The following is a 25,565-nucleotide window of genomic DNA, read 5'->3' as shown; positions in this document are numbered from 1 at the left end:
CTATTACTTTGCCAGCCTCAAATATTCCAATTCTGCTTCCTGCTGCATAGAACGTGCAGACAACAAGCTCAGCATTTTTGACTGTTCAGCCTGCGTTTTCACAATGTAGTCCACGTCTTCTTGCGCAGCCATCTCTTCATGAATAATTTCAAGGAGCTTCATTAAATCATTTTGTTGAATAGCAATACATTCTTCAATTTTAGCATTAACGATACTGTATTGAGCTCCCATATACTGCGTAAGGTTGGATTCCAGATCGTCAACGCGGGAACCAAGCTTGTCCATTTGAAATTCAAGCTTATTGACCCGGGAATCGAGACTACCCATTCGCGAGTCCAGGCTTCCCATCTGCGAATTCAGGTGATCCAGCCGCGAATCAATGTTCGCAATATTTTGCTGCAAACCTTGCAATTGGTGCAGTACTAAAGTTTGAAATTCTTCCGCCGTCACTGCCGTAACACCTTCCATATTTTTACAAATTAGTCATTCCGTTGCTATTATCAGACAAATTTAGTATACCATAGAATGCGGTGAGGGGAAAGAAAAAAGAGGGTGTCGCAAAGCTTTTTGAAAGCAATTACGACACCCTCTTTTTCTTTGTATGTGCAGGCAAAGAGCTATGTTAAAAAAGCCCGGTTCTCTACTTTTGTCATCGAAACAAAAGTAGCAAAAATTCTAGGCCTGTCTTCCAAAATGCTTGGAAAATGCTCAGCTTACTAAAATTCGTAAAACTCGCTGCGCTCAAACAACACGAATTTCTTAACGTAAGCTAAGCATTTCCCATCCCGCGGACCACATTTTTCCAGAAGGGCCGAAAGGAAACGAAGATAACAGCTTCACACGTTAGTGCAACAGCCTCTCTGCTACATACGGTATTGGTTCATGTCTTCGCCAAAATGCTGGATGACCGTTTTAAATTCGCGAATTTTATCCATCATGTCCTGAAGCTTATCGTTATATATGCTGACTGCAGCGCTGACTTCTTCACTAGCTGCTGAATTCTCCTCAGAAATAGCCGCTAACGATTCAATCTTGCTATAAACGGTATTAATTCCTCGCATCTCGTTTTCTAATTTATTGATCATATCGACAATGTTATCAGATACGAGATGAATATTTTCAACATGGCGGGTGTTGCCAGTGACAACAGCTGTTAATTGCCGGCTTTCCGTAGCTAAGATATCATATTCTTCGTCAATAAGCTGCACTACGCCGCTGATAATATCCATCAATATTTTAAGATCACTCGAGATACTTTCCGAGTGATGATGAGATTGTTCTGCCAGTTTACGCACTTCTTCAGCCACAACTGCAAAGCCGCGTCCCTGCTCACCTGCCCGGGCAGCTTCAATGGCTGCATTCAAGGCAAGAAGGTTAGTTTGTCCCGCAATTGCAGCTACCAAGCCGGTAATTTCGGTTATTTTTGCGGCCTGGGATTGCAGATTGTCAGCTGACTTCTTTACAGTAGCAAACATATCCAGACTTTGCGTTAATTTGCTGCTTGATGCATGCACTTCCTGAAACCCTTTGTTGATTTGCGCTACTGCCGCTTCAAGTTGCTGCTTATTCCGGTTTTGTTCGGCAACTACCGTTGTCAGCGTTTCCATGTTGCCACTCAGGATATGTACGGCACCTTCCGTTTCCTCCGCCTGGTTAGTAGCGGCATGTGCAACATCGTTAACAACACCGGAAATTTCATTCGAGGTGCTGCGCATTCGATCAGCAAGCGTGTTGAAGGTACCGGCGTATTTATCCATTTCATCTGTTATGCCTTTGAAGCCTACAAAATCAGTCTTAACTCGCTCCCGGTATTGATCCAGCTGCCGTGCCAGCTCCTCCAGCTCATCAGAAGACTGCAGATGAGTTTCTTCAAAATATCTACGGTCAAGCAATGCACCGACCATCTCTTTGATCGAAGATAAGGGACGCAGTAATAATGCTGCACTGGCACCGGCTGTTATTCCGCCAACCAATGCACCCCACAACAGATTGGTAACTCCCGCTAATTGAAGCGCTTCGTTAACAACCAATGATCCCAGCGTCACACTTATAGCAATTTTTGCAGGTATACTTTTAAAGCCAATTACTGACAGCAGCCGGTTAAAGCGATATACAATGGTCCTAGAGATTGGCTGAGGAAAGCGGATTTTAACTTTAATATGTTCTCCCGAGGATTCCAAAACCTCTGTTTTAATATCTTCTTTAAAAAACTCAGCAGCTCCGGCCAGTAAGCCATACATGTAACCAAACATTCCCCGCTTAGAGCGGTAAGACAGCACAGCTTCGTGTTCGGAGACAGGATTGATCAATAATTCGGGAGGCTTAGCTCCCGGTATTCGTTTAACCATAACAACATGAACATCATACATAGATCGCAAAAAAGAGTAGAGACTCTGTTGACGAAAAAAAGCCGGATAGGCCTGCGAAAAGGTCGTGATATTATCTTTGCCGATTACCCGCCAAACTTCATCATCTGTTTTTCCAGTCTGTTTGGCCAAATACCCGACAAAATTTCTGGTTTTTTGGTCTTCGACATCCTCAGTCATGGAAAATAATTTTTCACTGGTCCAACCGGCATGCTCCATTGCCGCAGCAGTCAGACTTTCCCCCCAGATGCGGCGAGCTGTATTTACCCAAGTACTGACAACGGTACCTTTCATTTCTTATCATCTCCATCTAGTCGCTTGACTCACTTGTTCAATTCGCTTCCAGTAGAGATTTTCCTGTATATTGAATGAAATTCTCTCCGCTAACAATGTTTTTCCTTTTGATTAAGATTTCTTCAAATAACCAGTCAATTATGTTACTGGTTTGGCAAAAACGTTCTCCCTACCGGACTCTGCCACCCGCTTCTTAATAACAGTTATATCCGTGGTGTACAGGCCAGCTTCCTTCATATGTTCAAAGTAAACTGAACCTGAAAAAGTATACTTTTGAGTGAGCCCTTGCTTTTCCTGCATACTCCTCCGAACAAATGCAATGGCATCGCCAACAGCCAGACTAGCCGGTAATTCAATTGGAGCTTGTCCTAAAGCAACCCTGGCAGCATTATGCCCTGCCAATGTTCCTGTCACAATGGCTTCTGTATGCCCTACCAGCAGTCCGGCTTTTTCCCCACCTGCAAAGACGTTGCTCAGCCCGTCTACTTTCAGTGTATTGTCACGTGGCAGCATACCTATGTAACGCATGGAGTTACCAATACCGCCGGCGTAAGGATCTTCAAAGCGTGCATTCTCAAAGCCAGGCACTTGCCGCAGCATTTGGAGCGGATAATAAGCTGACATCAGTTTTGCATGTCCTGTATCGAGGAGAATAATATTTTCGTTAAACTCTTTCATGGCATATTGCTGACAGGCCTTCTGACCAAGAGCAGCGGCGCCTTTCTGCAGCTTTTCAGGAACGGGCACAATAACTACACCTGTCTGGTCAAGCTGATGTAAAATTTCCCGTGACAGCGAATCTTTATGTAGTTTACAGGAGCCACTCATCGCTCCAATAGAGCCATCCGGTTTTGTTCCGATAATCTCGTCAATACCAGCTTTAGCACCAATGCTTAGCCTCGGCCCAAAAGTAGGGCACCGGTAGATACACATTACACAGCCGTTACCGTACTTAGTACAATTTCCTATCGGACCTGCGGTGCCGGCAGCATCAACAAAAGCATCTCCACTAGCGGCTATATCTTTTTCGCCGTGATAGGTATCAGCCGCAACTCCGCTGAGTGCTTCCCCTTTTTGTTCAATCTCTTTAACCCGGGTCTGCATATGCAGTTTAACGCCTGCCTTTTGCAAGGCCTGACGGACTGCAGGCTCAATTGTGGCCACATCGTAGAGAATAGCGTGTTTATGTCCAGGAAATTCAACATTCGTATGACGAGCATGCTGATCGGCAATTTCAAATAAACTACCGCCCCCTAGCAAAATCATTTCTTCCGTAGCGGTAAAGCGTCCATTGTTGCGCATAATACCACCTACCAACCCGGTACCCAGCAGCATATCGGTACGTTCAAACAGTTCAACCTCACAGCCGACCTTTCTCGCTGCCAGTGCTGCACCGCAGCCTGCCCAGCCTCCACCAACTACTATAACTTTTGCCACGATTATACCTCCTGTTCATTAGTATTAAACCGCGCCCGGCTAAGCCAGGCGCGGCCAACACTACTGTTTAACTTTAACGATTAACTCTACCTGAACAGCCGAATTAACCGGCAGTTCAGCCACACCTACTGCTGAGCAGGCGGCTTCACCGGCACTTCCAAATACTTTATCAACTAGATCAGAAGCACCTGAGACAACTTTGGTCTGCTCAACAAATCCAGGAGCACTATTGACATAGCCAACCACTTTGACCACTTGTTCAACGCTTTCTAGACTCCCAAGAACGCTTTTAATAGCTGCCAAACAATTGATCGCACTAACTTTAGCGGCTTCATAGCCCTCTTCAAATGGCACTTCTCTGCCCAATTTTCCTTGAAATTTAACCTCCCCGCCAGCCAAAGGCAGATGTCCTGTGGCATATACGTAACTGCCGACCCGCATAGCGGGCAGCGAAGTCCCTTCCGGTTTGGGCGGATCTGGCAGCGTAATGCCCAGTTCTGTTAATTTGTCTTCAAAACTCATGCAAATCCCTCCAGATTCCCTTACGGCTTGAGCCGCAGTGAGTTGCTACTGAATTAAGTGTTCCAATTATTACGATATTCATCACATCGCTCATGTGTGTTTTTTAGCATTTTGTTTGCTTGGTGCATCTTTAGTGTGGCAAGCAGACAGAATTGTATGTAAAATGTTAAAAATTCCTATCAGTTCAGATGCTTTTTCTGGACACACTAACCGTAGTCTGCTGCAAAGGTGTTGGTAGAAATGGAATTTCAAAATCAAATCTGCGGCTATATTCAACAAATGCGACGCATCGGCTACAGCCAGGCTGCTATTACTCAAATTATTTCTCATTATTCCGGCTACCCCGACTGGGCTGAGCTACCCGACCATAAACAGCGACGACTGGTTGCTGACCTGCGCCGCCATGTCCATATTGCCCGCAGATGGCAGTACTCGGTTACCGGATATCTGCAATAAATTTCCAAGTATAAAAATAAAAGCAGTGGAATTTATGTTAAATTCCACTGCTTTTATTTTTATACTCAACTACCTGTATCAACCTCAACTATTATGGTCTTTTTTTTTGATCGTTTAACCAAATATATTATTCCGATAACGGCTAAAATCGCCAACACAGATAAAATCATCATCTTTTCGGAATATTGATTAAAAAGATCAATGGCTGCAGGCCCAAAATAAAAAATCAAAATTCCTTCTAAAAGAAACCGTTTCGCCCGCCCCAGAAAGGAAACTACCATAAACAATGGCCACTGGATTCGCAGCGCTCCGGCTGTAATACATACAAACTTATAAGGAATGGGTGATAAAGCAGCTAGAAAAATCGCCCAGACAGCATTATTCGTAACATGATGCTGTACAGAGTGAATATATTTGTCCGGTATCATCCGCCGTGCAGCCTTAACACCAACTTTTTGTCCGATCCAATAACCGATTCCACCTCCTGCAACAGAAGCGGTTGTGGCAATCAAACCATAGACAATGGCTTTCTCGTGCTGGGCCAGAGCAAGTGGAATCAAAATCAAATCAGGCAAAATAGGAGATATAAACGATTCGGTAAAGGAAGCGATAATCAGCCCCAGCAGGCCCCATTCCAGTAACACATTTGTTAATTCTTCCATAGGTCTCCTCTTGATCTAATCTCTATCCTAAGTATTGCGAGATCGCTAAAATATATACTCCCGATCAATAGGTCTGTTTATTAAATAAAAAAGACCTTAGTACGAAATAGTCCATACCTGAGGTCTTCGCTTAAGCTGCTAACTGGCGATGTGCCAAGTGCATTACGCTCCCCGGCTGACTACTGCTCACAAGTTATCTATTATCGTTTACTAATCATTTTAGCTAATAACTATAGCAGTGTCAAGGCGGAGATATATTATAAAGTGGTATCTGTGAACATTACTGACACTGTCGTTCCCCGCCGTGATGTTTGCACATCAATGATTGCGCCGTGCCTTTCGGCAATCCGGTAACAAACCGGCAGACCCAAGCCAGTGCCATTATCTTTTGTAGTCACGAAAGGAGATCCAAGTCTTTCAAGGATTTCTTCAGGAATTCCTGTACCTGAATCCTGCACTGCCAATACAGTATGATTACCCTTACGGAATGTCTTAATCATAACAACACCGCTTTCATTCATAGCTTCCAGCCCGTTCCGGACAAGGTTTAATAGTAACTGCCGGATTTCTTTTTCATCAAAACAAGTATCGGGAATGTCTCCGATAACGGTCTCAATAGAATGCCCTGAACGGAGAGCATCTGCCTGCAGCAATGGATACAATCGCTGAATGACATGATTTAAATTATCCATTTTCATTTCTACTGCCTTATTTTTGGCTAAAGAAAGAAATTCTGTAATAATAGAATTAGCTCTGTCCAACTCCTCAATCATTGTGTCAAGTTGCCCACCATAGGATGCGAAAGCTTCTTTTCGTTTAAATAGCTGTAAATAGCCTCGAACCGTTGTCATCGGATTGCGAACCTCGTGTCCGATTCCTGCAGCCATTTCTCCAATAATATTTAACCGCTCAAATCTTGCCAATTCATTTTCGAGTTGTTTCTTATCTGTAATATCTGTCATGACACTTAAATAACATTCAACAGAGCCTAGCGTTATTGAATCAGAGCTGATTAAAGCAATACGTGTCTCGCCATGTTTGGTGCAATATTTTATTTCACAGTTAATCAGCTTACAGGTTGTTGCCATATGCTCTCTAATCTTTTCGGCTTCTCCAGCTTGCAAAAACTTAATCTCATCAACATTGCGACCAATGATTTCTTCACGGCAAATTCCTACAATTTGAGAAAAGCTTTCATTTACATCAATATATGTTTTATCCTTCTGAGAGACAATCGCTACCATACTGGGATTCATATGAAAAGCCTTAAAAAAACGTTCTTCACTCTGTATTTTTTCAGTAACATCGCGAGAAATGACCAAGGCAGTCTGAACTCGCCCCATTTCATCTTTTTCCGGCGTTACCCGGTTACGGTAATGCCTGCATACACCTAGTTCATCAATATAGCAAGAGTCATATTCATATTCTTTTCCTGTGCAAAAAACCTTTTCAAGCTCCTCCCCTAACGGCAGGTTAATTAACTCCGAATAAGCAGCTTGTTCATTGCTTTGTTTATAAAAAGACTTAATTGAAGTTCCCCATAGAGTATGAAATGCCTGATTAATATAAATCCGGCGCAGTTTTTTATCAATTCTGGCAATTGCGTAGGGACAATTATCCAGTAATGTTTTATATTCTGCTTCCCGTTGTTTTAATGTTTCTCTGAGATCATGCACCGCACTGCTAATCATATCCAGCTCTGGAAAGGACCCGGTGTCACGATCCGGTACTTTCCCACTGATTACTTGCTGGATCAACGCTTTTATCGCTTCTTTAAATTTATTATAGACAAACCAGACAAGCGCAAAAACGCCACTCCAAAGGAGGAATATGGTAAGAAAGCTTGGAAGCAATTCCCCGATTGCACTTGCAAGATACTGCTTATGTCTAATAGTTGCAAAGGTATGTGCTATCACCTCACCCTTGTAAAAAACAGGATACGTTACGCCGATCACATCATCTCCCGTCCAGCTAATTGAGCTATTGATGGACATAAAACAGTAATTTCCTGTTTCATAGGTCGATTTATCGTTGGGAGTAATCCCTTTTCCCATTTTATCCACGGTAAAGTTGGGAGAAAGCGCTACAAGTCCGTTAAACAGCGGTGACGAAATGCCTATTGCATAGCCCGGATACTGAGATTGGATTTTTTCCACAACCGGCTGAAAAGCATTGTGCCAGTTCATAATTTCTTCCGGCCTTAAGCTGTTTTTATCGTTATCCAGCATCTTAATCAGTATCGGTTTTAGCTGATGCTCCGTCTTTGCCGAAATATAAATCAGCTTTTGCTTTTCTTGCTCAAGAATCAGATCATCGCGCACATCAACATAATAATAAGACAGAAACAAGGGGGGCATTGTAACGATAAAGAGCAGTACCAAAAATATTCTTTTGAGTTCATTTGATGGCCGCATCTCATATTCCTCCTAGGAAAGAGCTGGGAACCTGCAGCAAAAAAAAATCGATATAATCTCTAGGTAAGATACTGGAGCGAGTATGGTTTCCCCTCTTTTTATCCATAGCATTTTATAATTTTCAAAAAAAATAAGCAGGTGCCCGCTGCACCTACTCTTAACTGTTACCCGCTGCTCAGCTTACATTATTAACGGCCTGCAAGCCACCAGGGAACACCGTTCCAGGTATTCTTAACACTTTTATATACATTTATCATTCTGATTGTCGTCCAAAACAAACAGAATCCTGAAATTCCAATTTGTACAGCAAATGAAAAATCACTTCTCCAAACTTTGGACAATAACCACACTACAAAATATAACTCGCCGGCTTCCAGCAATACCGGCAAAAGCATTTTAGCATAGAATTTAATTATATTTATTGTGATCACCCCTTTGTTTGCTATTTTAATTTCCATATTTTGTTATTTATTTCGTTTTGCCTACCTATAATCCTTCTTTTTATCAGGAATTATCTGCAAAACGTTCCGTACAAAGCTTTCGTCAGGGCTCCTATGATTTGCCCGAGCGGATAATCGCGTACAAAAGCCCAAACAACATGACCATTGCAATCACAAAACCGATTTCAACTACCGGAATTCTCCACAATAAGGACGATTGACCGGCAATTGTCAGGCTGACAATAATGCTGGCCATAATAATACTAAAGGCCAATAGAATAATACAGAAGGATAATTGATTACTGATCCGGTCCTGGTTGTCCAAAATCGGCTTAAGCTCTGCAATAGATATATCGAGCCGCAAACGCCCCCGTTTAGCAATGGCACTCAGCTCTCTCAGGCTCTCGGGAAAGCTGCCAAGAGCTTCTCCAAAATTATTTACATTTTTCCATAACCGTTTTGCCAGATCTTTGGGGTGCATCCGGTCCTTAACTAATTTTTGACCGAAAGGTTCAGCAATATCGAGAATACTCACATTGGGATCCAAGTTTTCAACAATGCCTTCCATTGTAAGCAGCGCTTTTCCTACCAGCACAAAATCAGCAGGCATTTTAATTTTGTATTTTAACGTAATAGCAAATATATTAGTAACTGCTTCGCCTAAGCTAACTTTGCTTAGCGGAACGCCATAGTATTTTTCCTGAAGCAAGGCAATATCATCTCTCAATTGAAGGCGGTTGACCTGCTCCGGAACTATGCCCATACGAAAAATACTTTTCACCAGTTCATCAGGATTTTGGCGCATCAAAGCAATTACCAGCGATGCCAGGTTATACTTTAATTCCTCATTAAGGCGGCCCACCATGCCAAAATCCAGAAAAGCAATCACTTCTCCCGGCAAAACGACTACATTGCCAGGATGGGGATCACCATGGAAAAATCCGCCGATAAAAATCTGCTGAAAAATACCTTTTACAAATTGACCAGCCAAACGGGAAAGATCATAGCCTTGCTGTTCCAAGCTTTCTCTTTCGCTGATTTTTATACCATCAATATATTCTGCAGTTAGTACCTTTTTAGTAGAATGAGCCCAATAAACCTTGGGAATATAGATTGCAGCGTTGTTTATAAACTGCTTGGCAATTTTTTCGGCGTTGCGGGCCTCAAATGTATAATCAAGCTCATTCTGAAGAGATTTAGAGAACTCTTCAACCATATCTACAGGCTGATATGATTCTATCCACGAGAAGCGGCTCTCGGCGAGTCTGGCCAATTCATAGAGAATTTCTAAATCCGTACCGATATCAACAGCAATTCCGGGCCGCTGGATTTTAACTGCAACCTTTTCGCCGGTTTGCAAAACAGCCTGATGCACCTGCCCAATCGAAGCTGCTGCTAACGGCTCCTGACTAAACTCCAAGTATACCTCTTCCAGTTCAGTGCCAAGCTCTTGCCTGATAATCTTCCGTACCTCGGTATAAGAAAATGGCGGAACTTTATCTTGCAGCTTCTCCAGTTCGACAATCACTTCAGGTGGAAGAATATCCGGCCTGGTACTAGCGATTTGGCCCAGCTTAATATAGGTTGGTCCTAACTGCTGAAGCACTAGTCTTATCCGTTCGCCTATCCCTTTGGAGTTTTTGTCTAAAGAATTTGGGCGACTGCGCCGATAATAAGGAACTTTTTCGCCTAAACCCATTTCTTCTACAATATAATAAAAGCCCTGGCTAATTAAAGCAGCTGCAATTTCACGATAGCGATTAATATGGCGAATCTTCTTGCCAAACATAATGTGTCCTCCCAAAGGGCTCCGGATAGCTTCGAATCTGTTGTAAATATTCCCGCTTCAGATCCTGTATATACCCAGGCTATCTACTGCTTAAAAAAGGGGACAGTCCTCTTTTATTGATACAATAAAGGGAGCCTGCATTTCATTTCGCAGACTCCCTTTTTGCAAAAAGTATATCGTTGTATGAATTATTGTCCTAAAATTGCTGCTAGAACCAGGACACCGATCAGGGCGACAACCGAGGCAATAGTAGTTGCGGCAGTATAAATACCGAACATTTTATTCATAGGGATACCCATCGATTCTTTTACGAACCAGAAACCAGGATCAGTTACGTGCGAAGCACCGATGGCTCCGGCACCAATGGCTACGGCTACTAAAGCAGGGTCAAGAGCAGGATAGGCAATCAAAACCGGTGTGATAAACCCTGCCGATGTCATCATGGCAACCGTGGCGCTGCCAATCGCAAAACGCATCACAATGGCGATGACCCAAGCCATGATTAACGGACTGATGTGAATAGCAGTAAGCACACTTTTCAGAATGTCGCCAATTCCACTGTCCAGAATTATGCGGTTAAAGGCACCGGCTGCACCAATGACCAGGATAATGGTTGCCATTGGCCCCATGGCTGATTCCGTGCGTTTTGCCAGGTATGCCAGGGAATGACCGCGTTTATAACCCATAAGATAGTAGGAAAGGATGGCTGCCAGAAAAAGTGCAGTAATAGGGCTGCCCACGAAGCTTACCCATGGCATATAGGGAGCATTTTTATCAGCAACTAGTTCAATAATGGTTTTACCAATCATCAGCAGTAAGGGCAGCAGAATGGTAAACAGCGTAATACCGAAAGGAGGCAGCTTTTCATCCGGCGTTGGTTCCATTTTGCAATAAGCGTCCGGCGGCTGGAAGTCGTACTTTTTGGCAATTAAACCGCCAAAAAGCGGACCAGCAATGACGGAAGCAGGAATACCAACTAACAAACCATAAAAAATCACTTTACCCACATCTGCTTTTAGCGCCAGAGTGATGGCCATGGCGGCAGGATGGGGCGGTACGATGCAGTGCACAACGGTGAGCGAGGTAAGCATGCCGAGAGCTACCTTGACTAAAGGCTGCTTGGATTCGAGTACTACACAGAACAGAATTGGAGTTAACAGTACAATCCCAACCTGCAGAAATACGGGGATACCGCAGATATAGGCAACAATCATCATAGCCCATGCCGCTTTGCTTTGGCCCATCAGTTTAAGGAGTGTCCGGGATAGCTTCTCTGCTCCCCCGGAGATTTCCATCATCTTGCCAATGATAGCACCAAGGGCAAGGATCGGTGCAAGAAAGCCTAATGTACCACCCATCCCGGTTTCAATAGATGCACCAATTTTATTTAAAGGCATACCGGTGGCAAAGGCAATCAGAAAACACGCAGCTGTCAGGGATATGAAGGCGTGAATCCGGAATTTAATGCTGAGAATAATAATAAATAAAATAGCGATACCTAGTACGGAAAGCATTGCTACTGAATGATCCATTTTTGAGGATAACCTCCTTGTATTCTTTATGTAATCCGCAATCCTCGCTTAACGATTACCAGGTACGATGGGCAGCATGTCGGGTGCATGAGTGAGCACAGTAACGCGGGCAGCAGTTCCATGTTTGGCCATAGCAGCATCAAACGCTTGCTGTACCGTGGCAAAAGGCGTAAATCCAAGCTTGCTGACATCTGCATCCTGAATACCATTGGAGACAAAGTATACAGCTTCCCGCTCCTTCACCTGGGCCCAGGCAATAGCAAGCGCAGCAGCTACCTCATCATGAACTTCACCGTTGTCTACCATCTTCCGTAAATGCTGTGAGGAATGGCAAGTCATGTCTGCCATCTCACCATGAGTTACAGCAATCCCTTCATAGCACGGTGTAGCGATGATAATTGTACCACCGGCTTTCACCGCCAAATCAGAAGGATATAAGGTTTTGTGAGCTTGCCAAAATTCAAGATCGCAGGGATGGGAACTGGAGATTACGATATCTGCAGCCTCAGGTATTTCGGTGGCATATACGTGGCGGGACAATTCCACGCCAGCATTAAAGGCTGTTTTTGTATCACCAAAAAAGGCGCCAACCACTTCTCCATGACGATTGAGCACAGTATTGAAAATAGTGTGCATGTTGATCTTATCGGCGATCATATTTAATTCCTGGCGAACCGGATTATCCTCGATACCGAGATAGGACCGCGGCGCCCTTACACTTAGCAAATGAGTCTCAGCAGTTGTTTTCTCACCAGAAATCCCGGGCTGAACTATTTTGGCCCCTCCGGCAAAACCCGGAATGTGATGCGGCACGATACTGCCAACACCAATTTTAAAATCTGCTTCATAAGCCTCTTTATTGACCAGTATATTTGTGCCATTCGCCGTAGTTCCCAGACTAATCAGCGCTTCAGGGTTCTTAAAATCATGATTTTTAATGGTTACCCTCTCTACAACCGCTTTCCCAAACTTGATTTCAATTTCTTCTTCTGTCATAAAGCGGTGGGTACCAAGAGCAATAATAATAGTAATCTGTTCATCCTTTATACCGGCCGCATTCATTTCATCGAGAAGTACCGGAATAATTTTATCGGTAGGCGTCAGCCGCGTGTTGTCGTCGGCTATAATAACCACGTTTTTGACTCCCTGTACCAACTGACGCAATGGTCTAGAATCAATTGGCTCTTCCAGGCAGCGAACTATTTCCTCTGTCAGATTGGCGACTGGCGCCACATCTTTGGGTGAATACACGCCAATCAGATTTTGTTGCGGTATAGCTACTGTAATTTCTTCCCGTCCATAGGGAAGGGTCACTTTAATATTTGACATTTGACCTACATCCTTTCCACTTTTTATATTACGAACTCCAGGATAATCCAAACTTTTTCAATTATCTTTAGCGCTCGCCTCAGCCATCAGTGCCGCCAGCCGGATAGACTCAAGCATGCTCATATGGTTAGCCACACCTTTTCCAGCAATATCAAAGGCAGTGCCATGATCCACTGAGGTCCGGATAAACGGCAGGCCTACCGTAATATTGACACCTTCCTCAAAGCCCAATACTTTAAGTGGTATATGCCCCTGATCATGATACATTACGACCACGATATCAAAATCTTTTTTAACGGCAGCACGGTAAAACACCGTATCAGGCGCAACGGGTCCTGTGACGTTAAGTCCCAAGGTCTTGGCCGATTCAATGGCCGGAATAATTTCTTCAATTTCTTCCGTTCCAAACAGACCGCCCTCTCCCGAATGGGGATTTAGTCCGGCTACTGCAATACGCGGTTCTTTTATCCCGATCTTTTTCATTGCTTGATCTGCTAATTCAATGACCTTCAATACACGATCTTTCTTTACTTTCTCACAAGCCTGACGAAGAGATAAGTGAGTAGAAACATGGATAACCCGGAGAGATCCACCGGTCAGCATCATGGCATAATTCTTTGTGTTCGATAAATGAGCCAAAATTTCCGTATGTCCCGGAAAATGACAACCGCCCTGGTTCATAGCATCCTTGTTAAGCGGTGCAGTAGCAATAGCAGCAATTTTGCCTGCCAGCGCCATATTCACCGCAGTTTCCACATATGTATATGCTGCTTTACCGGCTCGCGGATCAACTTGGGCAAAGGGCAAATCCTCAGGCAGATTGTTCAAGTCAAGCACATCAATCCGACCAAATTCATGCCCACCGCTCAGGACGTCATCAATTGCCCGGCAGGTTAAGTTCTTGCCCACTATCGACACAGCCCGTTTCATAATGCCAAGATCGCCGATCACAACGGGGCGGCAAATATTATATACTTCTTTTTCAGCCAAGGCTTTAACAATAATCTCGGGTCCCACGCCGGCAGCATCGCCAATAGTAATTCCAATTACTGGTTTCATAAGTTCACTCCCTGTTGATTTAGCATTACATCCAGTGATTGCATGATCACCTCCTCATGCCCAAAAGCGCCTGCTTTTGTCACTACCTTCAAGCCTGCAAAAGGCCCGGTATGCAAATACCCAAAAGGTATTCCCGGTGCCACTTCCCCTTGTACTCTCATGCTAGAAGTACCTAAAGCCCGACAGACACTTACGGCTGTGTCACCTCCAGTCAAGAATAGCCCTTCTACGCCGACCCTTACCAAATCAGCAGCAATCAATCCCAAATGACGTGCAATATGATCACTAACCTCAATCGAATTCATACCCAGCACCTCACCTGCCTGCCGGGACTCAGCTACAGCGTCTGCCCGGTTTGAGGATACAACCGCCACATGTCTGCCTTGCCGTAAGGCAATCGCCGCCGCATCGATACACCGTTTTATTTCTTTCGCGGAATGATTCAGCAACTCCTGACCATTAACTTCGACAAGCTGCGTATTGGGTTGTTTTACAAAAGCATTAACTTGACTTGCAGTAACGCTGCTGACACTGCCCGAAACAATCAGTGCCGGTTTTCCCTGTACTTTTACCTCACTGTTTTCATTACAAGCAGGCATATTATAGATTTGCGGCAAAACCTCAGCTAGCCCGGCTGAACCAACCATTACTATTTTTTTGCCGCATTCTTTAATCGCCTGGGCAATCGTTACCAAATGAATCTGCTCGGTAGCATCAAAAGCAATTAAACGGTGACCTTGTGATATCGCCTGCCCTATGGCCTGGCAAACAGCATCACTACCCGTTATAATCTCCTGCAGGCCAATATGCCCAACCGCATACTTTGATTGCTGTTTTAATACCTCAACAAGTCGCGAATCTGTTACCGGGGCTTTGGGATCCCGCGCAATTTCCGAACAAGCAAGCGGTATTTGATTCAGCAAATGATAACCGCCAGCCGTAATCCGGCCGATAGCAGGAAAAGCCGGTACAACCGCTGCACATTCGTAATCCAGCACATCAAGCACTGCATCAATTTCGCTGCCTAAATTACCACGTAAGGTAGAGTCGACCTTTTTATATACCATTGGCACTTGTTTGTTCCTTAGTACTTCCGCAACAACTGCCACTTTGTCAAAGGCTTGGCTAGCAGTACTGGCTCGACTATCCGTATCAAACACTACGACATCTGCTTCTTCCGGCAAAATTGGATTTTGAAGAGCATCCAGAACAACATACGTCCTGAGTCCATATTTAGCAAACTGCACACCTGTATCATTTGCGCCTGTTAAATCATCTGCTATTATCGCAAGACGAGGCATATTCATCACCTGCATTTTGTCATCTTTTTTGCTGTCTTAACCAAGAGCAAGAATCATGCCAGATTATAAGCTGGCTAACTTGTTGCCCTTGCGATCAATCAAAACGCAAAACGCGATGCAAAATACAACTTTTATAGTTGCATTTTGCATCGCGTTTCTATTTCTTTATTTGCTGCTTTGTTGGCTACGCAGTTTTCGCCAAAGAGTCGTTCTATTAATCCCCAACCGTTCAGCTGTACGGCAGTAATTATAATTTTCTTCCTGAAGAACTGTATAAATGGTTTCCATCTCCTGAACTTTCAGCAGCTTTTTTTCTGTATCAGGATGAGAACCTCTTCCTGCCGTTTCTCGCAAGACGGTGCCGATAATCTCTTCTGTGATAATCGGTCCCTCAAATAATAAAAGCGTCCGTTCCATAATATTAGCCAATTCCCGGATGTTGCCGGGCCACTGGTATTGCTTCAATCTATCAATAGCAGCTTCACTAAAAGCAACGCCAGACTTTAACATCGTATGTTTATGGAGAAAATAGTCAACCAACATAGGTATGTCTTCTTTTCTCTCCCGCAAAGACGGTACATGAAGCCGCAAAATATCCAGCCGGTAGTACAAATCATTGCGGAATCGCCGCTCTTGAATTAATTGAAGCAAATCCTGGTTGGTAGCAGCAATAATGCGGATATCAACCGGTATCACTCCGTCGCCGCCTAATCGCATAACCTCTTTTTCCTGCAACACTCGCAGCAATCGCGCCTGCAAAGTTAACGGCATTTCACCCACTTCATCCAGAAGCAGCGTCCCGCCATGGGCTAATTCACATAAGCCAGCTTTCCCCCCTTTCTTAGCACCAGTAAAGGCTCCTTCCTCATAACCAAAAAGCTCGCTTTCTAATAGATTTTCCGGCAATGCTGCACAATTAACTGCCACAAAGGGCCCGCTTGAGCGCTGTCCCAGATTATGAATACTCTGAGCCAGAAGCTCTTTTCCCGTTCCTGACTCACCCGTGATAAGTACAGTCGAATCAGCAGCAGCATATTGAATAGCACGTTTTTTTATATCTGCCATTACTGCTGACCCACCGATTACCTGCTCTAAAGTAAACTTAGCAACTAAGCCCTTGTCATACAACTTTTGACGAACACGTTGTTCATACCGCTGCAGCTGAGTTACATCCTGGAAATTGGCAATTGCGCCTACCACTTGCCCACTGAGTTTAATAGGCACTCGTTTGGTGGCAATCACCCGATTGCCTATTTTTTGTATATCACCAATCTCAGCATCACCGCATGCAACAATTGCAGGAAGCCGCGTATTGGGAATAACGTCACCAACATTTCGTCCTAGCACTTCCTCTGCCCGAAGATGAAATACATCTTCAGCAACAGGATTTAAAATAGTAATGCGGGACTGTTCGTCTACGGCAAGGATGCCATCGGTTGAAGAGTTGATAATAGTATGCAGTAATTCCGATCGCGCCTGTTCTTTACTGCGTACGCGACTAATCTGCTGAGCCTGCTTAATGGCCTTATAAATAGCATCTTTACCTGACTGAATCAATATACCCTGCAATCCATACTGACCGGCAAGCTTAATGGAAATAGCATCACCAATAATGACATTAATCCCTTGGTCCTTAGCTGCCATTATCTTTTCCAGAGCTCCCTGTTCATTTTCAAGGGTTATTTCCTGTAAAGCAATTCCCCATATCTCACCAAAATCTTCGCAGCCATAAATCACATTGCGAAAACCAGCTACTCCGACTTTCTTCGTCTGCCCGCTTACTTGTTTTAACGCCCGCAAAATATCAAAGGCGGTAACTTGTATCTCTACCACCGGCAATTCAATTTGACTGCTGATTAGGGATGCTGTCCCGCCTCGGCTGATAATGACTTCTGCCCCTTGGGCTATTGCTTGATAGGCTTGCTGCAGGCCATCTCCCAAATCACCCATTACCACCTGAATTCCTTCAGGCCACTCATCACTTCGCTCATTTACCACGTCCTGTGCAATCTGCCGCATAGCCGCAAAAGGGGTAATAATCGCTATCTTAGTATCCACTTAGGTTCCTCGCTTTCCCTTGGCCCACAACAACTCACTGTCATTAAAACGCCGTTCATTTTATTTACATAGTTCTCAATATATAGAGAAATCCCTGTTACACTCAAAGAGATTCTTCTTTCCCCCGACCTTATAGCATTTGTACATTAACAAACTCCACTCATGCTGCCTATTTACTTTTAACAGATAATACTCCCTCAATTGCGATAAGATTTCCGGTAATCTTAATGATACTGCTTTGATCAACGCAGCAAAGTGATAAACTGAGCGTCATTGTTGCATCGTCCTGGGCATCCATCCTTATATCACAGATTCGCACGCCGTATGCGCCGATACAATCGCCAATCTGTCCAATCTGCCCCGGCTCATTGCCTGTCGTAATCAGTAGTGTTGTTGTTTGCCCGGTATTATGGAGCTTATCAATTCTAAGCAATAGTGCCAGTGTGAGCAAAATAAGAAATGTTGTATAAAGGGCCCCGCTGTAGTAACCGCAGCCTACTGCCAGCCCTACACCAGAAACTACCCACAGGCTGGCGGCTGTCGTTAGTCCTGTAACTGTAGCCCCTTCCTTCATAATAGTACCGGCTCCTAAGAAACCGACACCGCTCACAACCTGCGCCGCCAACCGGGCAGGATCAGCATTGGTAAGCCCCTGAACAGACTGATAAATATCCAGTGATAAGATCATCACTAAACAAGAACCCAGACAGACGAGGACATGCGTGCGCAAGCCTGCGGCTTTGCTTTGCGACTGACGTTCATAGCCAATAAGTCCCCCTAGCACAAAAGCAACGGACAATCGCATCAAGGTGTCAACTTCTGAAACCACAGGTAATCCCCCTTTCGCCGGAAAAGTAAAAGACATCCTATATACTGGCGGCAGCGCCACTATATGGGACATCTCTTAATATCGGTTTCATTTTTTTGCATTATCATACTTATGCGGAGGGGGTGGATAAATATGACGCAGATTAGATTTTCTATAAAAGCATTGTGAAGTTGGCATAATTAATAGAAGTTCTAGATTAATCATTCACTTAATAGTATCACATAGATATTGTAAAGTTCAGGCGAAAGACTTATTAGCAGTATGTAATTTCTGTTGCTCATTTCTTATGAGAATATGAAAGGATGATGATCGATGTCTTTACATCCTACAAGAGAATATCTATCTCAAAGCGCTGTAGCAAGCCAGGTGAAAGTTGGAGATTTTACTTATGGTCAGCCGCAGGTCTTTTGGTGGGGCGAAAATACGTATTTAACGATCGGGAAGTATTGCTCAATAGCAGTTGGAGTCTCCATTTTTTTAGGTGGAAATCACCGTTCCGATTGGGTTACGGTCTTTCCGTTTTCCGCATGGCCAAACGTTTGGCCTCAAGCTGCTGGAATCAAAGGTCATCCTGCTTCAAAGGGGAATGTAACGATAGGTAACGATGTATGGTTAGGCAACCAATGTACTGTTTTATCAGGAGTCACTATTGGTGACGGTGCTGTTGTTGGCTCTCATTGTGTAGTTACCAAAGACATCCCCCCTTATTCAATTGTTGTTGGAAATCCATGCCATATCATTCGCAAACGGTTTAGTGATCCACAGATTGAAGCTTTATTAAAAATACAATGGTGGAACTTTCCGGCAGAAAAGATAAACAGCCTGATGCCGCTATTGTTAAACAGCGATATCGATGCTTTTATCAAAAAATTCGATCTGGAATTTACCTGATAAACGTTGTTGTTCACAATTTCAACCATATTATTGAAAAATAAAAAAGACCTTCCGAAATAACGGAAGGTCTTTTTTCACTGGAGCCGATAATAGGATTCGAACCTACGACCCCCTCATTACGAATGAGGTGCTCTACCAGCTGAGCTATACCGGCAAATGAACACTATCATTTTATCTCACTGTCACAGTGTTGTCAAGGAAACCACCTGGAAGCTGATTGACTAACTTTTTCAACAGTTTCTTATAATACGAGACTTTCCGTTTTGCCTACAATAAAGAATGTTCCTCGCGCTTTTGCAGCAAGCTCGCCATTATCACTGTACACTTCCGCTTCGGCAACAAGCGTACTTTGCCCGTGATGAAGGACATTAGCAATGACCCGAATAAAGCGGCTGCCTTTAATGCTAATACTTTTAATAAAATTTATGTTCATGTCAATTGTCGTCGGTAAACTACCCGCGTTAGCACAAGCAAATCCCATCGCAGTATCTGCAAGCGACATGAGCACACCACCGTGTACTACTCCCAGTAGGTTGGCGTGATGTTCAGCAATTACCGGCATTTCCAAAACTACCTTATCCTGCTTTATTTCTTTCACTTCCATCCCCAGCCTTTGGGCAAAAGACATTTGGCGAACGGCCTGAGCAAAGTACGCATTTTTATCTTTTTCAGTAAGCATTATTGTCTCCTTATGTCGCTCAAACAGCCGCGTAAGCAGCGGCTCTTTGCTGCATGATCGTGTATAGTTCGGTACTGTTCAGAAAAAGATCACTTACGACGGCGCCATCCAGCTTACGATTGCCGACCATGCCTCTCATAATCTTTTCAATTTCCTTAAGATCAAGCGTTTGACGATAAGGACGGTTCTCGCTGAGAGCAGTAAATACGTCAGCTACGGCCACAATCCGGGAACCAAGCTGCAGGGAATTATCAGCCACCCGGAAAGGATACCCTGCACCATCCAGTGTCTCGTGATGCAAAGCAGCCCACTCGGCAATCATTTGAAAGCCGTCAATTTTCTCTAGAATGCGGTATGTATAGTAGGGGTGCTGCTTAATGATAGCGAATTCCCGCTCAGTCAGCTTGCCTGGCTTTTCCAAAATAGTGTTCGGAATGGCCAGCTTACCGATATCATGAAACAAGCCTGCCACCCGCATCAGCTTAACTTCAGCCTGACTATAACCCCGGGCCTGAGCGAGATAAGCAGCTACTGTCGCCACACTTCGCGAGTGCGCACCTGTAAAGCGGCTCGTGCGGTCAATGATAGTCGCAAAAATTTCGGCAACATCGATAATGTCATCGATTTGAAAGGGCAACCTTCCATAGTCATCCATGTTTTGAAAAAGTTCCTGATAGTAGTGAGGGTTTGTTAAGTCCAGCCAAAAGCTCTCCTGCCGTCCAAAATCGTGCAGTGCCTTTACTAACTCAGGGTCAAAAACGCTGCCGCTTTGTTTGCGAATAAGCGTCAATATAGCGGGACAGTGCTCCAATATATTATCTTCCGGCAAATGAGCTTCTACCTTGTCTGCCAGATTAATAATGCGGGAAAATAGCGGAATTGCTTCTCCTGCCAGCTGATATGGACTTGATCCGTCCCAATGATCGTGATGATGACGGATAATGGGAGCCAGCGGTCCCAGCTGCTTTGAGTCCTTAAGCAGAAGATATCCGGTCTCGGCATGCTCATAAATATTTGGTTGAACCAAATCCACGTTGCGGATACGATGCTTCTCTTCCCAATTGGACACCGCTCCCAAATCATGCAGCAACCCCGCATACACCAGCAGATTCCGCTGCCGTTTCTCGATCCCAATGTATTCGGCAATACGATTAGAAATCATTGCGGTTCGCCAATGATGACGGCCTAAGCCGCCGGTAGAAAGCTCCAGAGCCTGAGACAGCGCCTTGATTAAATTCATAGGGTGAATATTAAACAACATGTCTTGCCCCCCTTAAAAGAGCAAAAAATGCAGATATAAACCTGCATTTTACTTAAATCGACAAAATTTTAGGTTTTATTAACTAAATAATAGTATAACTGGGAAATATTTTCAACTGTTACTTTTCTACCGGACCCTGCCATTTCAGCATTCCACCAGATATATTATAAACGTTGTCAAAGCCCTTTTTCAACAGCCATACTGTAGCTTCCGCACTGCGGGTACCGCTGCGGCACATCACATATACATCGCGGTCCCGGGGAATTTCATTATACCGGCGTCCCAGCTGATTTAAAGGAATCAGCGTAGCTCCCGGAATGTGCCCTTCCTTATACTCATCGGTGGTACGTACATCCAGAATGTATTCCTTGCTTTCCCATTTTCCCAGCGCTTCCACTTCCTTAAGCTCGTGGCCTCTTAGAGCCATCTTCCGGCTTACCAGCTTATAAGCAATTATGCCGGATAAAATCAGTAATGCCACCACTAGCAGCGATGCCATTCAAACACCCCTTTCACTTGTCGACAAGGAGCAAAAATGCCAAGTCTGCTTTCTATTATACTGCAAACAGGCCTGATATGCCAATCCTTGAAGAACATTACCGCTCTTCCCGGTTATAGGGAATACCCAGTGCCTCAGGAGCAGCTACACGGCGAGTTTTCGTTTCCCGGGTTACTACTATTAATACAGCAATGGTAATTGCATAGGGAAGCATTTTTAGGAAGAACGAGGGGATCATAATGCCGAAGTTCTGCATATGAAAACCCAGGACATCAATTGTCCCGAATAGGAAGCTCCCTAACAACGCTTTGCCCGGATGCCATGTGGCAAAGATGACTAACGCTACGGCTATCCAGCCACGTCCTGCCGTCATATTCTCCAGCCACGAAGGAGCATAGGCTAGCGATAAATAAGCACCCGCCATGCCTGCAAGCATACCACCGGCAACAACAAAGACGTAGCGCATGATAAATACATTGATTCCGGCAAGATCTGCCGCACTGGGATTCTCACCTACCGAGCGCAATTCCAGCCCCTTTTTCATCCGGAACAGAAAAAACCAAAGCAGGGCAACCAGTCCATAACTGATATACACCAGGACATCGTGTTGAAACAAAATCGGCCCCAGCACCGGTATATCACTGAGCACCGGCAGCGATACCGGTTTAAAGGTGACAGGCAAGGGCAGACCGATCAAGGACTTACCGATATACCCACTAAGCCCTGTGCCAAAAATAGTTAGGGCCAACCCGCTCACGACTTGATTAGCTCTCAGGGTAATCGTCAAAAATGCATGTATCAGTGCCATCAGTCCGCCTGCAATAATCGCCGTTACCAGTCCCCACCAAGGCTCGCCGGTATGTAAGGCTGCCATAAAGCCGGTTACCGCACCTACGAGCATCATGCCTTCCACTCCCAGATTCAGTACACCTGATAATTCCGTAAGCATCTCACCAAGAGCGGCAAGTAAAATCGGCGTTCCCGCTATCATGCCTGATGCTAAAATAGCGATCCAAATCGATTGTTCCATCAGGCACTCCTCCCTTTTCCTACCCATTTTAAGCGATACTGCATGAAGAGTTCTCCACCCACAACAAAAAAGAGAATTGCCCCCTGCAGCATGGAAACAGTCGCTGCCGGAAACCCGCTTGTTTGAATGCTGAAACCACCGACCAACAGCCCGCCGAATACAACCGAGACCAGCACGATTGCCACCGGATGAAGACGGGCCAGCCAGGCAATAATGATCGCCGAGTAGCCATACCCGGGAGATATTCCGTGCTGCAGCCGCAGGGTAATTCCCGAAACCTCTGTCATACCAGCTATACCGGCTAAACCACCGCTGATAAACATGACAAGCATAATATTTTTCATATAGTTCATACCGGCATAATTCGCGGCAGCAGCACTCTCACCACTGACACGGATCTCAAAGCCCCAGCGGGTGTATTTTAAAACAACATACAGGACCAGTACCGCCGCAAGTGCCAGGATGATTCCCCAATGGATGCGTGTCACACCAAAAGCGGGTAAAATTGCTGCTTCTGAAAACGGTGCCGATATCGGAAAGCCCATCCCCTTCGGATCTTTCCAAGGACCATAAACCAAGTAGTCCACCCACAGAATTCCAATATAATTCATTAACAGCGTTGTTATCGTCTCATTCACCTTAAGGAAAGCCCGGGGTATTGCTGGCAGCAAGCCCCATATCCCTCCTGCAATAAAGCCTGCTGCGGTCATAGCAGGAAGCATCAAAACAGCAGGCCATTCGGGAAAGCTCAACGCAACCCAGGCAGCACCAAAAGCCCCCATGTAGAGCTGACCCTCGGCCCCAATATTCCATAGCTGCATGCGAAAGGCCAGCGCTACTGCCAGACTGCACAACATAAGCGGCACTGCTTTCACTACAGTCTCTGACAAGCCATAGGCAGAACCAAAAGCACCTTCCAGCATTAGCAGGTAAACATCGAGTGGATTCTTATCGGTTAGGGCAATAAAAACCCCAGCAAAAGCCAGCCCCACTACAATGGATAGAAGCGGTATAACAATCATCATTACTTGAGAAACTGCACCGCGCCTTTCTAAACGCCAGCCAGACAATAACTTATACAGCATGCTGTTCCAACATCCTTTTCCCGGCCATCATCATCCCTACTTCTTCCACTGTTGCGGTATGGGGATGAACAACACCCATAATTTCCCCTCTATGCAAAACGGCAATCGTATCGCTTAATGCAAAGAGCTCATCTAATTCTTCCGATATGAGCAATATGGCCTTGCCTGCTTCCCGCTGGGCCAGCAGCAATTCCCGCACTGCTGCCATTGCACCCACATCAAGACCGCGCATGGGATAGACCACGACCAACAGACGAGGATCAGCATGTATCTCCCTGGCCAGCAACAGCTTTTGCAGATTGCCGCCTGACATCATTTTTACGGGATTAAAAACATCGGCCATTTTTATATCAAAGCTGGCAATGGCCTCCCGGGTCTCCTGTAAAGCTCGCTGCCAGTTAATAAACCAGCCATTTTTTGCGTAGCTTTTCAAAATGTAGTTGTCGACGGCATTGAGACCGGGTACAAGTCCCGTTCCCAACCGGTCCTCCGGTACATAGCTTACTCCTGCACGGATCATGTCCTTAGAACTGCTGCCCGTATGATCGACTCCACTCACAACCTTCGTGCCGCTCTCTATTTGCCTTAGTCCGGCCACAATTTCCGCTAGCTCGGTTTGCCCATTGCCTGCCACTCCGGCAATCCCCAGTATCTCACCGGCACGAATACAAAGAGAAGCTTCATGCAGCGCCATTTGGCCCCGGTTATTCAAGCACGATACCTTATCAAGCTCCAGCACTACCGATCCCGGCAGTTTCTCCGCTCTGTCATTATGAGCAGTCACGTTCCGCCCCACCATCCAGCGGGTCAGTTCCTGCTCGCTGGCCAGCTCCGTCTTTGTGCTGCCTGCTGGTTTACCATTCCGCAGGACACTGATCATATCAGTGCCTTCCAGTACTTCACTCAGTTTATGAGAAATCACAATAATAGCCTTCCCCTGATTGGCCATCAGACGCAAGGTCTTATATAGCTCCTTTGCTTCCTGAGGCGTCAGTACGGCAGTAGGTTCATCGAGAATTAGAATTTCGGCACCCCTAAACAGGGCTTTGATGATTTCTACCCGCTGCTGCTCTCCTACTGTTAACTGCCAAACCTTTGCCGACGGATCAATACACATGCCATACTGCGTGCAAAACTGTTCTACCTGCGCTTGCACCCCGGTTTTATCATATAGCAGTCCCATATCCTGCAGCCCAAGAATAATGTTTTCCGCCACCGTAAAGGACTTGACCAGCTTGAAATGCTGGTGAACCATACCAATTCCCCGGACAACGGCATCCTTGGGAGAAAGCATTTCCACCTGCTTTCCTTTAATATATATTTCCCCTTCATCAGGCCGGTACAGGCCCGTAAGAATGCTCATGAGCGTACTTTTCCCTGCTCCATTCTCACCAAGCAAACCATGAATCTGGCCGGCTTCAATTGTCAAACTCACATGATCATTGGCGACTACGCCGGGGAAACGCTTCGTTACTTTCACCATTTCAACCATAGGTATCACGCTCATCTCTCTATTCCCCTCTCCTAGCGTTTCTTGGTAATTGACACTTGGCGTTCTATATAAATGCAAACTGCCAACGATCAAGAAAAAGGCCGTTGATAAGGCTCCTTCTGAACGGCCTTAAAAAA

General features: G+C 45.0%; 21 protein-coding genes and 1 tRNA gene. 2 read left to right on the top strand and 20 right to left on the bottom strand.

Annotation, left to right across the window (positions count from 1 at the left end):
- Positions 1 to 3: 3 nt before the first annotated feature.
- The 4 genes from RTR76_RS01220 to RTR76_RS01205 all read right to left on the bottom strand — a co-directional run bounded on the left by RTR76_RS01220 (position 4) and on the right by RTR76_RS01205 (position 4,619).
- Positions 4 to 450: a hypothetical protein gene (locus tag RTR76_RS01220; protein ID WP_312515707.1), complete on the bottom strand. Its 447-nt coding sequence runs from the start codon at positions 448 to 450 to the stop codon at positions 4 to 6.
- Between the two features lie 413 nt (positions 451 to 863).
- Entirely contained in the window at positions 864 to 2,660 is a 1,797-nt protein-coding gene (locus RTR76_RS01215) for a heme NO-binding domain-containing protein (RefSeq protein ID WP_312515702.1), read from the bottom strand.
- A gap of 138 nt (positions 2,661 to 2,798) precedes the next feature.
- Complete coding sequence (locus RTR76_RS01210) at positions 2,799 to 4,097, bottom strand: FAD-dependent oxidoreductase (RefSeq protein WP_312515699.1); 1,299 nt, start codon at positions 4,095 to 4,097, stop codon at positions 2,799 to 2,801.
- Positions 4,098 to 4,157: 60 nt separating this feature from the next.
- Positions 4,158 to 4,619 (bottom strand): RidA family protein, encoded by a 462-nt coding sequence (locus tag RTR76_RS01205; protein ID WP_312515696.1) that lies wholly within the window; start codon positions 4,617 to 4,619, stop codon positions 4,158 to 4,160.
- Positions 4,620 to 4,859: 240 nt separating this feature from the next.
- Between RTR76_RS01205 and RTR76_RS01200 the strand changes: the two genes are divergently transcribed.
- Entirely contained in the window at positions 4,860 to 5,075 is a 216-nt protein-coding gene (locus tag RTR76_RS01200; RefSeq protein ID WP_312515693.1) for a hypothetical protein, read from the top strand.
- 65 nt (positions 5,076 to 5,140) lie between these two features.
- Here the strand turns inward: RTR76_RS01200 and RTR76_RS01195 are convergent, their stop codons facing one another.
- The 9 genes from RTR76_RS01195 to RTR76_RS01155 all read right to left on the bottom strand — a co-directional run bounded on the left by RTR76_RS01195 (position 5,141) and on the right by RTR76_RS01155 (position 18,488).
- The gene (locus tag RTR76_RS01195) at positions 5,141 to 5,737 is read right to left on the bottom strand and encodes a YqaA family protein (protein ID WP_312515690.1); all 597 of its coding nucleotides are present in this window, start codon (positions 5,735 to 5,737) and stop codon (positions 5,141 to 5,143) included.
- Between the two features lie 257 nt (positions 5,738 to 5,994).
- Positions 5,995 to 8,151 (bottom strand): ATP-binding protein, encoded by a 2,157-nt coding sequence (locus RTR76_RS01190; protein ID WP_312515686.1) that lies wholly within the window; start codon positions 8,149 to 8,151, stop codon positions 5,995 to 5,997.
- Between the two features lie 552 nt (positions 8,152 to 8,703).
- Positions 8,704 to 10,380, bottom strand: coding sequence for an AarF/ABC1/UbiB kinase family protein (locus RTR76_RS01185; protein ID WP_312515683.1), 1,677 nt, complete (start codon positions 10,378 to 10,380; stop codon positions 8,704 to 8,706).
- A gap of 188 nt (positions 10,381 to 10,568) precedes the next feature.
- Positions 10,569 to 11,912 (bottom strand): gluconate:H+ symporter, encoded by a 1,344-nt coding sequence (locus RTR76_RS01180; protein WP_312515680.1) that lies wholly within the window; start codon positions 11,910 to 11,912, stop codon positions 10,569 to 10,571.
- A 48-nt stretch (positions 11,913 to 11,960) separates the two neighbouring features.
- On the bottom strand, positions 11,961 to 13,241 hold the full coding sequence (larA, locus tag RTR76_RS01175) for a nickel-dependent lactate racemase (RefSeq protein WP_312515678.1): 1,281 nt from the start codon (positions 13,239 to 13,241) through the stop codon (positions 11,961 to 11,963).
- A 57-nt stretch (positions 13,242 to 13,298) separates the two neighbouring features.
- Entirely contained in the window at positions 13,299 to 14,300 is a 1,002-nt protein-coding gene (gene pdxA, locus RTR76_RS01170; protein WP_312515675.1) for a 4-hydroxythreonine-4-phosphate dehydrogenase PdxA, read from the bottom strand.
- Entirely contained in the window at positions 14,297 to 15,601 is a 1,305-nt protein-coding gene (locus tag RTR76_RS01165; protein WP_312515672.1) for a four-carbon acid sugar kinase family protein, read from the bottom strand. The genes pdxA and RTR76_RS01165 overlap by 4 nt, the downstream gene beginning before the upstream one ends.
- A 165-nt stretch (positions 15,602 to 15,766) precedes the next feature.
- On the bottom strand, positions 15,767 to 17,659 hold the full coding sequence (locus RTR76_RS01160; protein ID WP_312515669.1) for a sigma 54-interacting transcriptional regulator: 1,893 nt from the start codon (positions 17,657 to 17,659) through the stop codon (positions 15,767 to 15,769).
- Positions 17,660 to 17,828: 169 nt separating this feature from the next.
- Positions 17,829 to 18,488, bottom strand: coding sequence for an MgtC/SapB family protein (locus tag RTR76_RS01155; protein WP_312515666.1), 660 nt, complete (start codon positions 18,486 to 18,488; stop codon positions 17,829 to 17,831).
- A 312-nt stretch (positions 18,489 to 18,800) separates the two neighbouring features.
- Between RTR76_RS01155 and RTR76_RS01150 the strand changes: the two genes are divergently transcribed.
- Positions 18,801 to 19,379, top strand: a complete 579-nt coding sequence (locus tag RTR76_RS01150) for a CatB-related O-acetyltransferase (RefSeq protein ID WP_312515664.1) — start codon at positions 18,801 to 18,803, stop codon at positions 19,377 to 19,379.
- Positions 19,380 to 19,460: 81 nt separating this feature from the next.
- Here RTR76_RS01150 and RTR76_RS01145 read toward each other — a convergent pair.
- From RTR76_RS01145 to RTR76_RS01115, 7 genes are all read right to left on the bottom strand, one after another.
- Positions 19,461 to 19,536 (bottom strand) — tRNA-Thr (locus RTR76_RS01145).
- 87 nt (positions 19,537 to 19,623) lie between these two features.
- Complete coding sequence (locus RTR76_RS01140) at positions 19,624 to 20,061, bottom strand: PaaI family thioesterase (protein WP_312515661.1); 438 nt, start codon at positions 20,059 to 20,061, stop codon at positions 19,624 to 19,626.
- Between the two features lie 19 nt (positions 20,062 to 20,080).
- Positions 20,081 to 21,322 carry an HD domain-containing phosphohydrolase gene (locus tag RTR76_RS01135; RefSeq protein ID WP_312515658.1) on the bottom strand — a complete coding sequence of 414 codons (1,242 nt, stop codon included), beginning with the start codon at positions 21,320 to 21,322 and terminating at the stop codon, positions 20,081 to 20,083.
- 118 nt (positions 21,323 to 21,440) lie between these two features.
- Positions 21,441 to 21,821 carry a rhodanese-like domain-containing protein gene (locus RTR76_RS01130; protein ID WP_312515656.1) on the bottom strand — a complete coding sequence of 127 codons (381 nt, stop codon included), beginning with the start codon at positions 21,819 to 21,821 and terminating at the stop codon, positions 21,441 to 21,443.
- 97 nt (positions 21,822 to 21,918) lie between these two features.
- On the bottom strand, positions 21,919 to 22,851 hold the full coding sequence (locus RTR76_RS01125; protein ID WP_312515653.1) for an ABC transporter permease: 933 nt from the start codon (positions 22,849 to 22,851) through the stop codon (positions 21,919 to 21,921).
- Complete coding sequence (locus RTR76_RS01120; protein WP_312515650.1) at positions 22,851 to 23,936, bottom strand: ABC transporter permease; 1,086 nt, start codon at positions 23,934 to 23,936, stop codon at positions 22,851 to 22,853. The genes RTR76_RS01125 and RTR76_RS01120 overlap by 1 nt, the downstream gene beginning before the upstream one ends.
- On the bottom strand, positions 23,926 to 25,443 hold the full coding sequence (locus tag RTR76_RS01115) for an ABC transporter ATP-binding protein (RefSeq protein ID WP_312515645.1): 1,518 nt from the start codon (positions 25,441 to 25,443) through the stop codon (positions 23,926 to 23,928). The genes RTR76_RS01120 and RTR76_RS01115 overlap by 11 nt, the downstream gene beginning before the upstream one ends.
- Positions 25,444 to 25,565 lie beyond the last annotated feature (122 nt).

This window comes from Anaerospora sp. (assembly GCF_032013335.1).
Classification (GTDB): domain Bacteria; phylum Bacillota; class Negativicutes; order Sporomusales; family DSM-15969; genus Anaerospora.
The sequence above is the reverse complement of the archived record's forward strand: the minus strand, read 5'-3'. Positions and strand labels throughout refer to the sequence as shown.